The 14,404-nt window shown below is 70.9% G+C and carries 12 protein-coding genes; 7 read left to right on the forward strand and 5 right to left on the reverse strand.

Annotated elements, in window-relative coordinates:
* The first annotated feature begins 168 nt into the window (after positions 1-168).
* Positions 169-1,209, forward strand: a complete 1,041-nt coding sequence (locus tag ABD346_RS35685) for a phospholipase D-like domain-containing protein (protein ID WP_344380469.1) — start codon at positions 169-171, stop codon at positions 1,207-1,209.
* A 486-nt stretch (positions 1,210-1,695) separates the two neighbouring features.
* On the opposite strand, the gene ABD346_RS35690 is transcribed toward ABD346_RS35685, so the two are convergent.
* The gene (locus tag ABD346_RS35690) at positions 1,696-2,889 is read right to left on the reverse strand and encodes an RtcB family protein (protein ID WP_344380470.1); all 1,194 of its coding nucleotides are present in this window, start codon (positions 2,887-2,889) and stop codon (positions 1,696-1,698) included.
* 201 nt (positions 2,890-3,090) lie between these two features.
* Here ABD346_RS35690 and ABD346_RS35695 point away from each other — a divergent pair, with 201 nt between their 5' ends.
* The 3 genes from ABD346_RS35695 (at position 3,091) to ABD346_RS35705 (ending at position 5,994) form a co-directional block, all read left to right on the forward strand.
* Positions 3,091-3,936 (forward strand): DUF3558 domain-containing protein, encoded by an 846-nt coding sequence (locus ABD346_RS35695; RefSeq protein ID WP_344380471.1) that lies wholly within the window; start codon positions 3,091-3,093, stop codon positions 3,934-3,936.
* 34 nt (positions 3,937-3,970) lie between these two features.
* On the forward strand, positions 3,971-4,732 hold the full coding sequence (locus ABD346_RS35700) for a DUF3558 domain-containing protein (RefSeq protein WP_344380472.1): 762 nt from the start codon (positions 3,971-3,973) through the stop codon (positions 4,730-4,732).
* Positions 4,733-4,836: 104 nt separating this feature from the next.
* Entirely contained in the window at positions 4,837-5,994 is a 1,158-nt protein-coding gene (locus ABD346_RS35705) for a DUF2637 domain-containing protein (protein WP_344380473.1), read from the forward strand.
* 7 nt (positions 5,995-6,001) lie between these two features.
* Here ABD346_RS35705 and ABD346_RS35710 read toward each other — a convergent pair whose 3' ends face one another.
* Positions 6,002-6,226 (reverse strand): hypothetical protein, encoded by a 225-nt coding sequence (locus ABD346_RS35710; protein WP_344380474.1) that lies wholly within the window; start codon positions 6,224-6,226, stop codon positions 6,002-6,004.
* 128 nt (positions 6,227-6,354) lie between these two features.
* Positions 6,355-8,085: a lysine--tRNA ligase gene (gene lysS / locus ABD346_RS35715; RefSeq protein ID WP_344380475.1), complete on the reverse strand. Its 1,731-nt coding sequence runs from the start codon at positions 8,083-8,085 to the stop codon at positions 6,355-6,357.
* 157 nt (positions 8,086-8,242) lie between these two features.
* On the opposite strand from lysS, the gene argS reads away from it, so the two are divergent.
* Entirely contained in the window at positions 8,243-10,003 is a 1,761-nt protein-coding gene (gene argS / locus ABD346_RS35720) for an arginine--tRNA ligase (protein WP_344380476.1), read from the forward strand.
* A gap of 40 nt (positions 10,004-10,043) precedes the next feature.
* Here argS and ABD346_RS35725 read toward each other — a convergent pair whose 3' ends face one another.
* On the reverse strand, positions 10,044-11,429 hold the full coding sequence (locus ABD346_RS35725; RefSeq protein WP_344380477.1) for a helix-turn-helix domain-containing protein: 1,386 nt from the start codon (positions 11,427-11,429) through the stop codon (positions 10,044-10,046).
* Positions 11,430-11,768: 339 nt separating this feature from the next.
* On the opposite strand from ABD346_RS35725, the gene ABD346_RS35730 reads away from it, so the two are divergent.
* Positions 11,769-12,485: a DUF4232 domain-containing protein gene (locus ABD346_RS35730; RefSeq protein WP_344380478.1), complete on the forward strand. Its 717-nt coding sequence runs from the start codon at positions 11,769-11,771 to the stop codon at positions 12,483-12,485.
* Between the two features lie 65 nt (positions 12,486-12,550).
* Positions 12,551-13,153, forward strand: a complete 603-nt coding sequence (locus tag ABD346_RS35735; RefSeq protein ID WP_344380479.1) for a helix-turn-helix domain-containing protein — start codon at positions 12,551-12,553, stop codon at positions 13,151-13,153.
* Positions 13,154-13,191: 38 nt separating this feature from the next.
* Here the strand turns inward: ABD346_RS35735 and ABD346_RS35740 are convergent, their stop codons facing one another.
* On the reverse strand, positions 13,192-14,394 hold the full coding sequence (locus ABD346_RS35740; protein ID WP_344380480.1) for an aminotransferase-like domain-containing protein: 1,203 nt from the start codon (positions 14,392-14,394) through the stop codon (positions 13,192-13,194).
* Positions 14,395-14,404 lie beyond the last annotated feature (10 nt).

Genomic DNA, 14,404 nt, shown 5'->3' on the forward strand with positions numbered 1-14,404 from the left:
CCCCTCCGGGCACAGCTTTGGCGCCCGCCCCCTTCGGGGTGGCCACCGAGGCACCCGCCAGGAGAGACCCCACAGGTACGCTGGCTGATGAGCCGTGCAGGGATCAAGCGGTAGCGGGGTGCGCACGTACGCCGGGCGCACACACGCAGCGTCGCAACGGGGGCATACATGGGCGAACCGGACAGCCGGGCGGCCAACGCCGGAGCGTTGTCACCCGAGGCCGTCGATGTCTACGGCCGGGTCACCCGCCATGAGCACATCGACCCGGAGCGGGACGCCCGGCCGCTCGCGGAGCTCGCCGAGTGGGGCCTGGTCAGCACCGATCCGCGGCTGCCGCACCTGCCCATCGCGCTCGACCCCCAGGAGGCCGGCCGGCGCCGCCTGGACGACGAGCTGCGCCGGATGGCGGCCAAGGCCGCGCTCGCGGCCCGTATCCCCCAGGTCACCGACGAGCTGAGCCTGCACTTCGAGCGCGCCAAGTGGCGTTCGGGCCGCGGCTCGGAGTTCCTCGGCGAGCCCGAGCTCGTCGACGCCCGGATCGAGCAGGCCGTCGGCCGGGCCCGCGCCGAGCTCCTCACCGCCCAGCCCTGCGGCCCGCGCACCGAGGCCCAGCTCGCGGCCGTCGAGGAGCGGGACCGCGCGGCGCTCGCCCGCGGCGTCCACATCCGCGGCCTGTATCTCGACACCACCCGCGACGACGCGGTGACCCGCGCCTATGTGAGCGCGATGACGGGCCGCGGAGCCCAGTTCCGTACCCAGGTCACCCAGTTCCAGCGCTGCGTGGTCATCGACCGGCGCCAGGCGTTCATCTCCGACCACGTCGTGAACTCCGCGCCCGGCCATGCCTCCTGGCACGTACGGGACAGGGCCGTGGTGGCCTTCATCGCCGAGGTCTTCGAGGAGTGCTGGCGGCGCGCCGACCCCTGGAACGGCGACCCGCACAGCGGCGCGCCCCGCTCGGCCGGGTCCGGCGGTACGCGCACGACGCTGCTCCAGCGCGAGATCCTGCGCGACATGGCCCGCGGCATCGAGCAGCGGCTCACCGCGCAGCGCCTCGGTATCGGCCTGCGCAGCCTTTCCAAGGAGGTACAAACCTTGCGGGAGCTGTTCGGAGCGTCCACGCTTCAAGAACTCACCTATCAGTGGGCCCTGTCGGACGAGCGCCTCATCGACGACCGTCCGCCGCACCACGGTCAGGCCACGGCCTGACAGCGCGTCACCAGGTCAGAGCCCTTCCGGCCACGTGACCACGGCTTCCCGCCCGCCGGGCCGGATCTTTTCCCACCCCGCTTTTCAGCGGATAAATCTTCAGCGGAAAACTACCGCCGCTTCCTGCATGCTGGTTGAGGACGATCAATGGCACACCCCGTAACAGGGGTGGCGCCGGACCGTCCAGACGTCCGCTGTCACGAGGACGTTGTCCGCGTACGCCAGAACCGGCAGTGCAGGGCATGGGCAGACGATGCCCTGCCGGGCGTCCCGCGGACACCGGGCGGCTTCTGCCACCGCCGCCCGGACAAAGCCGGACCCCTCCCCGGTACGTCCTCGTGATACGGGCAGTGCCCGGCAGGCCTTCGGCTCGCCGAAGGCACAGCCGCGCGCCCCTTCCGGCGCTTTCCCGGCATGCGGGCCGGGAAGAGGCGGCGGCCGGGGGCGAGAGCCCCCGGCCCGGCCGCGCTCCCCCGCACCGGCGCCTCAGCCCTTCACGCACACCACCTGCTTCAGCTTCGCCACGACCTCCACCAGGTCGCGCTGCTGGTCCATGACCTTCTCGATCGGCTTGTAGGCGCCCGGCGCCTCGTCCACCACACCCGCGTCCTTGCGGCACTCCACGCCCCGCGTCTGCTCGGCCAGGTCCCGCGTCGAGAACGTCCGCTTCGCCGCGCTGCGGCTCATCTTGCGGCCCGCGCCGTGCGAGGCCGAGTTGAAGGACGCCGCGTTGCCGAGGCCCTTCACGATGTACGAACCCGTGCCCATCGAGCCCGGGATGATCCCGAAGTCGCCTGAGCCCGCCCGGATCGCGCCCTTGCGGGTGACCAGCAGGTCCATGCCGTCGTACCGCTCCTCCGCCACATAGTTGTGGTGACAGGAAATGACCGGTTCGAAGGTCACCTTGGCCTTCTTGAACTCCTTGCGGACCACGTCCTGGAAGAGCGCCATCATGATCGCCCGGTTGTACTTCGCGTACTCCTGCGCCCAGAACAGGTCGCCCCGGTATGCCGCCATCTGCGGCGTGTCCGCGATGAAGACGGCCAGGTCACGATCGACCAGGCCCTGGTTGTGCGGCAGCTTCCGGGCCTCGCCGATGTGGAAGTCGGCGAGCTCCTTGCCGATGTTCCGGGACCCGGAGTGCAGCATCAGCCAGACCGAACCCGACTCGTCCAGACAGAACTCGACGAAGTGGTTTCCGGATCCGAGCGTTCCCATCTGCTTCGCGGCCCGCTCCTCGCGGAACCTGACCGACTCGGCGATCCCCCCGAACCGCTCCCAGAACCCGTCCCACCCCGACGTCGAGAAGCCGTGCAGCCGCCCCGGGTCCACCGGGTCGCCGTGCATGCCCCGGCCCACCGGGATGGCCTGCTCGATCTTCGAGCGGAGCCGGGAGAGGTCGCCCGGAAGATCGTTGGCGGTCAGCGACGTCTTGACCGCGGACATGCCGCAGCCGATGTCCACGCCCACCGCCGCCGGGCACACCGCGCCCTGCATCGCGATGACCGAGCCGACCGTGGCGCCCTTGCCGTAGTGGACGTCCGGCATCACGGCCAGGCCCTTGATCCACGGCAGGGTGGCCGTATTGCGCAGCTGCTGCAGCGCGCCCGAGTCCACCGACGCCGGGTCCGTCCACATCCTGATGGGCACCCGTGCCCCGGGCATCTCCACGTACGACATAATTCCTCGATCCCCCGAGAGCAGAAAACGGCACCAAAGCGCCTGAAAGTGCACGAAAGGCAAAACTGGCGCCAACATCCACATCCAGGACAGTGGACCGGCGTTCACAGGTGCGCGTGCGATACACATTGTGTCCGGCCACCGCCCTCGGGCGGCAACCGCTTTTTCTTGCGTCGTCCTGCTGAAAGGAGCCTGGAAGCCGTGCAGCGAAAGGCGTACGTGCCCGGTCTCGCGCTGCTTGTGGCGCTCGCTTCGGGCTGCTCGGCGGCCTCGGGCGACGACGGCTCCACCGACGATTCCAAGGCGGGCGTGCCCAAGTCGGCCGCCGCGCAGCCCGGCAAGTACCGCACCCTTCCCGAGCCCTGCCGGGCCGTGAGCAAGAGTGTGCTGAAAGACATGCTGCCGGGCGCGGCCGCCCTCGCGGAGGCAGACGCCACCAAGGAGTACGGGGGCACCGCCGACCTGACCTACGACACCGACCGCCGGGTCGGCTGCCGCTGGAAGGACGAGACGGCCGACGGTGTGCGAAGGCTCACGGTCGACTTCGAGCGGGTCGTCTCCTACGACCCCGCGGTGAGCGACGACGACCAGACCAAGGAGCTGTACGGGAAGAAGGAGACGGCGGCGAACCTGCCCGCCCCCAAGAGCTCCGCACCCGCTCCGACCTCGTCCGCTGCCCCGACCCCGTCCGGCGCGCCGGCCTCCGGCGCCCCCGGCACCCCGTCCGTCCCGGCGGTCCCGCCGAGCGGTTCCCCGGTCTCCCCGAGCCCCTCGGAGAGCAGTGACGCGGACGGCCTCCGGCCGCGCCGGCTGAGCGGGCTCGGTGACGCCGCCTTCGTGAACGACGTATTGTCCCCGTCCGGCTCCGACAGCAGTTCGGGGGCCGGACAACGTACCGTCACTGTGGTCTTCCGTACGTCCAATGTGATCGTGACCATCGAGTACACCGCCCAGGCCGCGGCATCCGCCGTGGTCCCCGACAGCAAGGAGCTGCAGGAGCAGGCCCAGGCCTTGGCCGGCAAGCTCGTCGAGCAGTTCAGCGAATAGCGCGCCAGCGCGAAGAACGAAGAGCGAAGGAATCATGCACCGATCAGCCCCGGCCACCCCCGAAAAGGCCCACGCCCCGGCCCCGCGCATCCGGCTCGCCCGCGTCCTCGCCTGTGCCGCCGTCCCTGTGATGCTCGTCGCAGTGGGCTGCTCCTCCGACTCGGGCGGCGACAAGAAGTCGGACTCGGCGTCCTCGTCGGCCTCCGGCGGCAAGCAGGCCTCCTCGTCGCCCTCGCTCGCCCCGGCGAAGTTCAAGAAGCTCCCCGAGGCGTGCCAGTCGATCGGCGCGGGGTCGATCGACAAGTACGTCCCCAAGGCGAAGACGAAGGCGGGCGAGGTCGGCAAGACCTCCGACCCGCAGTCCCAGGCGAGCTGCACCTGGAACGGCCTCGACGACAAGGGCGTCCAGGGCTCGCTCTACCGCTGGCTCGACGTCGACCTCAAGCGGTACGACTCCACGCAGGGCCTCGGCGCCGGTGACGCGCTGGCCCAGAAGCAGTTCGACCGGGCCGTCTCGGCCGCCCAGTCCACGGCGGACGCGAAGAACGTGAAGACCTCGCCGGTCTCCGGCCTCGGCGACCAGGCGACCGCGATCACCTTCGACCTGAAGAAGACCGACGCGGACTTCAAGTACGGCGTCGTCGTGGTCCGCACCGCCAACGTCGTGGTCGCCGTCGACTACAACGGCACCGGCTACCAGGGCGCCGACGCCCCCCAGACCAACGAGGTCCAGGAGGGCGCCACCGTCACCGCCAAGGAGGCGGTCGCCGCGGTGGCCACCGCGAACAACAAGTAGCACTCGCGCAACGATACGGAGTCCGGCCCTCCCCTGTGGGCCGGACTCCGTACACATGTGCCAGGCTGTGCCCGCCAGTTGCTTGACAAGGGGAGGGGGCGCGGGTGGCCGCGACTCAGCTGACACGCACGCACCGCATTCTGATCGGGTTGGTGGTCGCGGGTGCCGTGGTGATCGCCGGGATCGGTTTCGCGGGTTCGTACGCGGCGGTCCGCGAGCTCGCGCTCAAGAAGGGCTTCGGGAACTTCTCCTACGTCTTCCCGGTCGGAGTCGACGCGGGCATCTGTGTGCTGCTCGCCCTCGACCTGCTCCTGACCTGGATGCGCATCCCGTTCCCGCTCCTTCGCCAGACCGCCTGGCTGCTCACGGCCGCCACCATCGCCTTCAACGGCGCGGCCGCCTGGCCGGACCCGCTGGGTGTGGGCATGCACGCGGTCATCCCCGTCCTGTTCGTCGTCGCCGTCGAAGCGGCCCGGCACGCGGTCGGCCGGATCGCCGACATCACCGCCGACAAGCACATGGAAGNCTACGGCCGCGCCTGGCGCCGCAAGGCCCCCGTCGAATCCCTCATGCCGCTGCGCCTGGCGAAGTTCGGCGTCCCGCTCGCCGAGACCGCCCCGGCCGGCCTCGCAGCCGCCGGCATGGACCCGGTGCTGCTTCCGCCCGCGCCGGTGATCGTGCAGCACGAGCCGCAGCCGGAACTGCCTCCGGCCCACACCCACTCGGCCCCCGAGGAGCCCCCGCTCCAGGCTCAGCCCCAGGCCCCGCAGCCCGGGCAGGAGCAGGCGTACGCGGAGCAGGAGCAGCCCACCACGCACGAGAGCCCCTGGTTCGCCGCCCAGCACGTCTCGCCCGAGGAGTACGCGGGCACGTACGACCCGGCCTTCGCGCAAGCGGAAGCGGAAGCGGACATGCAAGCGGAAGCCGGGCTCCAGCCGGAGCAGGAGCCCGTGATGGTCCCGGCGGGCCCCGGCCGCGAACGCCGCCTCGGTGTACCCGGCCCGCGCGCGGCCGGCCCGCAGCCCGTGCCGGAGGCCGGGGAATCCTCCCTGGAGGACGCGGAGTTCGCCCAGGTGGCGTACAGCGTGTTCCGCCAGTACGCGCACCAGCACAATGACTACCCCAGCGTCGAGGTCCTCGAAATACACCTCTCCGACGGCCACGGAGTGACCCACCCCCGCAGCACCGCCCTGCTGCGCGGCCTGATCCCCGGTTTCAAGCAGCGCTACGACGCGGAACTCGCCGAGGACCACATCGCCTGACGGCGCGTCAAGATGCTTTCCGCCGGGCCTTCTTGGCCATCTCACCCCAGACGGCAAGGGCGGCGCCGACGACAGCCAGGGCGAGGTAGCCGACGGCCGGGATGTCGGCGAGCTTGTGCAGGAAGCCCCAGGGTCCGTTGCCGAACCGCGCGCCGGCGAACCCGAGTGCGCCCTGGATGCCGATGACCCAGCCGATGGCCCCGACGACCTGCTTGGTGATGTACGCGTTCATGACTCCATGGTCACCAGGCGACGGGCCCGGCGGTTCCTGCCCGGGACGGAATCCGCGGTCCACCGAAAGATGGAACGAGGGCCGCCACCCGCGATCGGGTGGCGGCCCTCGGCCTTGCGGTACGTACGTCAGGCGGCGAGCAGCTTGCGCACCCGGTCCGCGCCGACGGCGAGGAGCAGGGTGGGCAGGCGCGGCCCCGTCTCACGGCTCACCAGGAGCTTGTAGAGCAGCGCGAAGAACGAGCGCTGGGCGACCTTCAGCTCGGGCGTCGGCTTGGCGTCGGGGGCCAGGCCCGCCATCACCTTCGGCACGCCGTAGACGAGCGTGGTGAGCCCGTCAAGGGACCAGTGCGAGTCCAGGCCCTCGGCCAGGAGCCGCAGCGACTCGCGGCCCTCGTCGTCGAGCGAGCCGAGCAGCTCGGTGTCCGGCTCCTCGCGGACCAGGGTGCGCTGGTCGGCCGGGACCTGGGTGGTGATCCAGTTCTCGGCGCGGTCCAGGCGCGGGCGCACCTCGTCGAGCGAGGTGACCGGGTTCGCCGGGTCCAGCTCGCTGAGGATGCGCAGGGTCTGGTCCTCGTGGCCCGCGGTGATGTCCACGACCGAGGCCAGCGTGCGGTACGGCAGCGGGCGCGCGGTGCGCGGCAGCTCACCGGCGGCCGTGCGGGCGGCCCGGGCGTACGCGGCGGCGTCGGCGGGCAGCACCGAGCCGTCGGCGACCTTGGCCTCCAGCTTGTCCCACTCGTCGTAGAGCCGCTGGATCTCCTGGTCGAAGGCGATCTTGAACGACTGGTTCGGCCTGCGGCGCGCGTACAGCCAGCGGAGCAGCTGCGGCTCCATGATCTGCAGCGCGTCGGCCGGGGTCGGGACGCCGCCCTTCGAGGAGGACATCTTGGCCATGCCGCTGATGCCGACGAAGGCGTACATCGGGCCGATCGGCTGGACGCCGTCGAAGATCGACACGATCTGGCCGCCGACCTGGAACGACGAGCCCGGCGAGGAGTGGTCGACGCCCGAGGGCTCGAAGATCACGCCCTCGTACGCCCAGCGCATCGGCCAGTCGACCTTCCAGACCAGCTTGCCGCGGTTGAACTCGCTGAGCCGGACGGTCTCCGAGAACGCGCACGCGGAGCAGGTGTAGGTCAGCTCCGTGGTGTCGTCGTCGTAGGCCGTCACGACGGTCAGGTCCTTGCCGCAGCCGCCGCAGTACGGCTTGTACGGGAAGTAGCCGGTCGAGCCCGTGCCGTCGTCCTCGGCCGCCGCGCCGGAGCCCTCGGCGGCCTCCAGCTCGGCCTCGTCGAGAGGCTTCTGCGACTTCTTGCCCGGGGCCTTCTTGGTCCGGTACTGCTCCAGGATCGCGTCGATGTCGCCGCGGTGCTTCATCGCGTGCAGCACCTGGTCGCGGTAGACGCCGGTCGTGTACTGCTCGGTCTGGCTGATGCCGTCGTACTCGACACCCAGCTCGGCGAGCGCCTCGATCATGGCGGCCTTGAAGTGCTCGGCCCAGTTCGGGTGCGCCGAGCCCACCGGCGCCGGGACCGAGGTCAGCGGGCGGCCGATGTGCTCGCTGAAGGAGTCCTCGTCGACGCCCGGGATGCCCTTCGGCACCTTGCGGTAGCGGTCGTAGTCGTCCCACGAGATCAGGTGACGGACCTCGTACCCGCGCCGGCGGATCTCGTCCGCGACCAGGTGCGGGGTCATGACCTCGCGCAGGTTGCCCAGGTGAATGGGGCCGGAGGGGGAGAGTCCGGACGCGACGACGACCGGTTTGCCAGGCGCACGTCGCTCCGACTCGGCGATGACATCGTCCGCGAAACGGGAGACCCAGTCGGTCTCGGTGCTGCTCTGAGCCACGGTCGGCACGTCCTTCTTTCTCGTATGCCTTGGAGAGGCTGGCAAGCCCATTCTCCCAGACGGAACGAGCTCCTCCGGGGTTGCCCGTAACTCGGGAGAAACGGGCAGGGGCCGCATGGGAGAATCGGAGGGCAATCGTCCTCACTCCCGACAGGAACGGCACCTCATGGCCTCGGTCCATTCCCTCGCTTCCACTGTCCAGCAGCGCCTGGCGGACGCCCTCTCGGCTGCCCTGCCGGAGGCCGGCTCCACCGACCCGCTGCTGCGACGAAGCGACCGGGCCGACTTCCAGGCCAACGGCATCCTGGCGCTCGCGAAGAAGCTCAAGGGCAACCCGCGCGAGCTCGCGACCAAGGTCGTCGACCAGGTCCAGGGCGAGGCGATCAAGGACATCGAGGTCTCCGGACCCGGCTTCCTCAACATCACGCTCGCCGACCGGGCGATCATCGAGACGCTCGCGGCCCGTGCGGCCGACGACCGGCTCGGCGTGCCGCTGAAGGAGCACCCGGGCGTCACGGTCATCGACTACGCCCAGCCCAACGTGGCCAAGGAGATGCACGTCGGCCACCTGCGCTCGGCGGTCATCGGCGACGCGCTGCGCGGCATGCTCGACTTCACCGGCGAGAAGACGATCGGCCGGCACCACATCGGCGACTGGGGCACCCAGTTCGGCATGCTCATCCAGTACCTGATCGAGAACCCCGGCGAGCTGGCCCCGGCCGACGACGTCGACGGCGAGCAGGCCATGTCGAACCTGAACCGGGTGTACAAGGCCTCGCGCGCCGTCTTCGACTCCGACGAGGAGTTCAAGGAGCGCGCCCGCAAGCGGGTGGTCGCCCTCCAGTCCGGCGACAAGGAGACCCTGGAGCTGTGGCAGCAGTTCGTGGACGAGTCGAAGGTCTACTTCTACTCGGTCTTCGAGAAGCTGGACATGGAGATCCGGGACGACGAGATCGTCGGCGAGTCGGCGTACAACGACCTGATGCCGGAGACGGCCCGGCTCCTTGAGGAGTCCGGTGTCGCGGTGCGCTCCGAGGGCGCGCTCGTGGTCTTCTTCGACGAGATCCGGGGCAAGGACGACCAGCCGGTCCCGCTGATCGTGCAGAAGGCGGACGGCGGCTTCGGCTACGCGGCGTCCGACCTCTCGGCGATCCGGAACCGGGTCACCGACCTGAACGCGACCTCGCTGATCTACGTCGTGGACGTGCGCCAGTCGCTGCACTTCAAGATGGTCTTCGAGGCGGCCCGCCGGGCGGGCTGGCTGGGCGACGATGTCACGGCGCACAACATGGGCTACGGCACGGTGCTCGGCGCCGACGGCAAGCCGTTCAAGACCCGTGAGGGCGAGACGGTCAAGCTGGAGGACCTCCTGGACGAGGCCGCCGAGCGGGCCACCGCGGTCGTCCGCGAGAAGGCCGAGAAGGTGGGCCTGACCGAGGAGGAGATCGTCGAGAACGGGCGGTACGTCGGCATCGGCGCCGTGAAGTACGCGGACCTGTCGACGTCGGCGAACCGGGACTACAAGTTCGACCTGGACCAGATGGTGTCGCTGAACGGCGACACGTCCGTGTACCTCCAGTACGCGTACGCCCGGATCAGGTCGATCCTGCGCAAGTCCGAGGGCGACACCGCCGCCGCGCACCCGGAGCTCGAACTCGCCCCGGCCGAGCGGGCGTTGGGCCTGCACCTGGACGCGTTCGGCGATCTCGTCTACGAGGCCTCGGCCGAGTACGCGCCGCACAAGCTGGCGGCGTACCTGTACCAGCTGGCGTCGCTGTTCACGACGTTCTACGACCAGTGCCCGGTGATCAAGCCGCGCCCGGCGCAGGACGTGGTCGAGAACCGCCTCTTGCTGTGCGACCTGACCGCCCGGACGCTGCACCAGGGCATGGCCCTGCTCGGCATCCGGACGCCCGAGCGCCTCTAGTATCGCCAACTCCCGTGCGGGGCCGCCTGGTTCACCCGGTTCACCCGGTTTCCAGGTGGTCCCACACGTTGGTGTCCAGGCGGTACTCGTACGCCGGGCGGCCCTTGATCGCGCTGGTGCGGAACGGCTTTCCGTTGCTGTCGTAGACGGGGATCTTCCCCGAGCGGTCACCGCTGCTCCAGGCGACCTCCAGGTACCAGCTGACGTCGTGCGCCTCGGTGTGCACCTCCAGGTCGAAGACCTCGGGGTCGGTCGTGGACACCTTGAAGGGGAAGTCCTTGGCCGGCACGACCGCGTCGGCCTGCTGGCCGGCGACCGGCTTGCTGACCGGCTGGGCCGCGTCCAGATCGATGTCGAAGGACCGCGGGACGATGTTGCCGCCGCAGCCCGAACCCATCGAGTACGCGGTCCACTTGAGCGGCGCCTCGCGGCCCACCACCCGCACGTTGATGCCGGTGATCACCACCGAGTCCTGGCTCTTGCCGGTCGCGGTCAGCTCCAGCTTCAGGTCACCGCCGTCGACCCCGCCGAGGGCCCGCGCCCAGGAGCGCCGGTCCTGCTCGTTCGTCGGGGGCGGCGGCACCGCGCCGGGCTTCTGGTCGAGCAGGTAGAACTTGAAGCACGGCGCGTCCCAGTCGTACGAGCTGATGCCGACGCTCAGCGGAACACCCGCCTCCGGAGCGTGCTTCTGCTGCCCCTTCGGGGCCGGGGAGCCCGACGACACGGACAGGGAGGGTGAGCCGGACGGGCTCGGGCGCGCGCTGGGTGAGCCGCTCGGCGGGCGGGCGGACGGGCTCTTGAGGGCGGGGCTGCTCTCCTTGGCGTCGGCGACCGTGGAGCTCTTGTCGTCGTCCCGCCCGGACAGGCTCGCGACGGCGACGGCGGGCACGGCGAGCGCGACGACGGCCGCCCCGATGAGCCCGAGCCGCATCTTCCTGCCGCTCAGCTTCCCGCTGTCGAACCGGCCCGTGCGTCTCGGGGCGTGCGGGACGGCGGGGCCGACGTCGGGGAGCGAGACGGCGTCGGAGTCCTCCTCGGACTCCTGCGCGGGCTCGGGCCGGGTTTCCTGAACCGGAGCGGGCTCGGTGGCCGGCTCGGGCGCCTGGACCGGCGGGGGTTCGACGGCCACGGGCGCGGTCGCGGCCGCGACCGGCCCGGCGTTCGCCCCTCGCGCACGGCGCCGCGCCTCGTCCGCGAGGATCCAGCGCCGGTGCAGTTCGACGGACTCCTCGGGGGTCGCCCCGCACAGCCGGGCGAGCCGCTCGACGGGTGCGTACTCGTTCGGGACCGCGTCTCCGTTGCAGTAACGGTGGAGCGTGGACGTACTCATGTGGAGCTTGCCCGCGAGCACTCCGTAACTGCGCCCCGAGCGGTCCTTCAACTCCCTCAGCAGCGCCGCGAACTGCTCGGACTCCGTTGTCGCCATGCCCCGGTTCCCTCCCCATCCATCCCAGGAACGCATTCCAGGGACAGGTCGTTCCCCCAGGTCACAGCCCTTCCAGCGTTCCAGCTTCCCCCATTGTCCCCCGTCGATTGCGGGCCGCTCCGGGCGCCCCACAAGGTAGTTGCAGCAACCAGCCGAACAGCTCGTTCCGGGAGCAGTCCATGCGATTCCGCATCCGGTTCAACGTCGCGGATTCGATGGCCGTGGTCGTCCTGGCCGCATCCATCGCGACCCTCATCACGCTGATCCACCACTACCGCGCCTGACGCCACCACGGCGTCCGGGACAGCTACTTACCGACACACGGGGAGCATCACCATCATGCGTACCACCTTCCGCATCGCCACCGCCGCGACCACCACGCTCGTCGCCGCCCTCGCCCTGACCGCCTGCGGCAGCGGCAGCGGTTCCGACGCGGCGCTGTCGGGCGACCAGCCCTCGGCCTCCGCCCCGGCGACCGCCGCGCCCGCTCCGACGGCGGGTGACGCGGCGGGCAGCAAGGGTTCGGACTCGGGCAAGGGAGCGGGTACGGGCTCCGGCAAGCACACCGGCGCCCCGGCCAAGTCGACCGGCAAGACCGCGAAGAAGCCCTCCGGGGACGGCGGCGGCACCGACGCACCCTGCACCGGCGCCAACGTGAAGCTGACCGCGACCGAGGTGAACCGCCCGGTCAACCACATCCTGCTGACCGTCACCAACACCGGCAAGACGATGTGCAACGCCTACGACGCCCCCGCCGTCTCCTTCTCCAACGCCCAGCAGTCCCCGATCGCGGTCGACAAGGACACGATCCCCCAGGCGGTGGTGTCGCTGGCTCCGGGCGCCTCCGCGTACGCGATGGTCCGCACACAGGGCGAGGACGACGGCAGCGAGTCGTACAACACGGGCCAGGTCGTCGTGTACTTCCGGGGCAAGGTCGGCATGGAGTCCACGGGCCCCTCCGCGTACGCCAAGCTCTCCAAGAGCGTCGCGGTCGTGGACAGCCAGGCCATGGCCACGTACTGGCAGTCGGACCTGTCCTCGATCGAGGCGTGGTAGCGGGCCGGAGTCCGCAGCGGCAACCCGTGTTGCCGATTCCGGGATACGGGAGTGGACTGGCCCCCATGAACACCCCACCGCCTCCCGCCGGGCCCTCTCCGCATCAAGCAGTACTCGACGAGGTGGGCCCGAGGCTCAAGCGCCTCCGAGCCCAGCGCGGCCTCACCCTGGCCGCACTCGCCGAGACGACCGGGATCTCGAAGAGCACCCTGTCCCGCCTCGAATCAGGACAGCGCCGCCCGAGCCTGGAACTCCTGCTTCCGCTGGCGAGCGCGTACGGAGTGCCCCTGGACGATCTGGTCGGGGCACCCGAAGTGGGCGACCCCCGGGTCCGGTTGACCCCGCGCCCCATGCCGAACGGCGGCACGTTCGTCCCGCTGACCCGGAGCCCCGGCCCCCTTCAGGCGTACAAGATGCTGATCCCGCACCGGGGCACCGAGCCGGACCTGCGCTCGCACGAGGGCTATGAGTGGCTGTACGTCCTGGACGGCCGGCTGCGGCTCGTCCTCGGAGCGCACGACCTGGTTCTCGGCCCGGGTGAGGTCGCCGAGTGGGACACGAAGGTGCCCCACTGGTTCAGCAGCGCGGACAGCCGCCCGGTGGAGGTGCTGAGCCTCTTCGGACGGCAGGGCGAGCGGATGCACGTGAGGGCGAAGCCGAAGGAGTAACCGGCTTGCGCATCAAGGGAGTTCGCCCCTCGGAGGGCTCAGGCCCCGAGAGCGCGCCCGAGCCGCCCGAGCCCCTCCCGGATTTCATCCGGGGCGGAGGTGACGAAGCACAGGCGCAGTGCGGCGGCGTCCGGCACGCCGGCGAAGAAGGGCGCACCGGGAACGTAGGCGACATCGTGCTCGACCACCTTCGGCAGCAAGGCAGTCGCGTCGCTCCCCTCCGGCAGCCGGACCCACAGGAACATGCCGCCCTCGGGCCGGTTCCACGTCGACCCCTCGGGCAGTGCGTCGGGCAGGCCCGCGAGCATGGCGTCGCGGCGCTCGCCGTAGGCGGCGCGGACCCTGGCGACGTGGGCGTCCAGGTCGCGGTCGGCGAGGTAGCGGGCGGCGGCGAGCTGGTTGACGGTCGGAGTGTGCAGGTCGGAGGCCTGCTTGGCGATCACGCAGGCCCGCAGCAGCGCGCGGGGAGCCCGCACCCAGCCGAGGCGAAGACCCGGCGCCATGATCTTGGAGTAGCTGCTGAGCAGCACGGTGCGGTCGGCGGCATCCTCGTAGGAGGAGATCCAGGGCACGTGCTCGCCCTCGTAGCGCAGTTCGCCGTACGGGTCGTCCTCGACGATCCACAGCCCGCGCCGCACGGCCACGTCGGCGACGGCGCGGCGGCGCTCGGCGGTCATGGTGCGGCCGGTGGGGTTCTGGAAGGTGGGCACGCAGTAGAAGAGCTTGGGCCGCTCGCGGGCGACGAGTGCGTCGAGGGCGGCGGGGTCGGGACCGTCGTCGTCGCAGGGCACGGCGACGACGCGGGCCCCGGCGAAGCCGAAGACCTGCAAGGCGGCGAGATAGCAGGGATCTTCGACGAGGACGACGTCGCCGGGTTCGACCAGCGCGGCGGCGAGGAGGGTGAGGCCCTGCTGGGAGCCGGTGGTTATCAGGAGGTCGTCGGCGCCGGTGGCGAGCCCGCGCGCGCTGAGCCGGGCGGCCGTCGCGGCCCGCAGCGCGGGGCTGCCCTCGGTGGTCGAGTACTGCAGAGCGGTCGCCGCCTCCCCCTCCATCACGGCGCGGAACGCGGCGGCCATGCCCTCGCCGTCGAACAACTCGGGCGCGGGGAGCCCGCCCGCGAACGAGATCACCTCGGGCCGGGCGGTCAGCGCGAGGATCTCCCGCACGGGCGAGGACCCGACGGACGCGGCACGCGCGGCGAGCGCGGGCACGGCGGCGGCGGCCGGTGAGGGGGCGGTCATGGTGCGGCTC

Source organism: Streptomyces mauvecolor, assembly GCF_039532965.1.
Classification (GTDB): domain Bacteria; phylum Actinomycetota; class Actinomycetes; order Streptomycetales; family Streptomycetaceae; genus Streptomyces; species Streptomyces violascens.

What these genes read in the sequence shown, in the direction of transcription:
- ABD346_RS35685 (WP_344380469.1), top strand. Translation starts at nt 169, where the DNA reads ATGGGCGAACCGGACAGCCGGGCGGCCAACGCCGGAGCGTTGTCACCC.
- ABD346_RS35690 (WP_344380470.1), bottom strand. Translation starts at nt 2,889, where the DNA reads ATGTCGTACGTGGAGATGCCCGGGGCACGGGTGCCCATCAGGATGTGG.
- ABD346_RS35700 (WP_344380472.1), top strand. Translation starts at nt 3,971, where the DNA reads ATGCACCGATCAGCCCCGGCCACCCCCGAAAAGGCCCACGCCCCGGCC.
- ABD346_RS35710 (WP_344380474.1), bottom strand. Translation starts at nt 6,226, where the DNA reads ATGAACGCGTACATCACCAAGCAGGTCGTCGGGGCCATCGGCTGGGTC.
- argS (WP_344380476.1), top strand. Translation starts at nt 8,243, where the DNA reads ATGGCCTCGGTCCATTCCCTCGCTTCCACTGTCCAGCAGCGCCTGGCG.
- ABD346_RS35725 (WP_344380477.1), bottom strand. Translation starts at nt 11,429, where the DNA reads ATGGCGACAACGGAGTCCGAGCAGTTCGCGGCGCTGCTGAGGGAGTTG.
- ABD346_RS35730 (WP_344380478.1), top strand. Translation starts at nt 11,769, where the DNA reads ATGCGTACCACCTTCCGCATCGCCACCGCCGCGACCACCACGCTCGTC.
- ABD346_RS35735 (WP_344380479.1), top strand. Translation starts at nt 12,551, where the DNA reads ATGAACACCCCACCGCCTCCCGCCGGGCCCTCTCCGCATCAAGCAGTA.
- ABD346_RS35740 (WP_344380480.1), bottom strand. Translation starts at nt 14,394, where the DNA reads ATGACCGCCCCCTCACCGGCCGCCGCCGCCGTGCCCGCGCTCGCCGCG.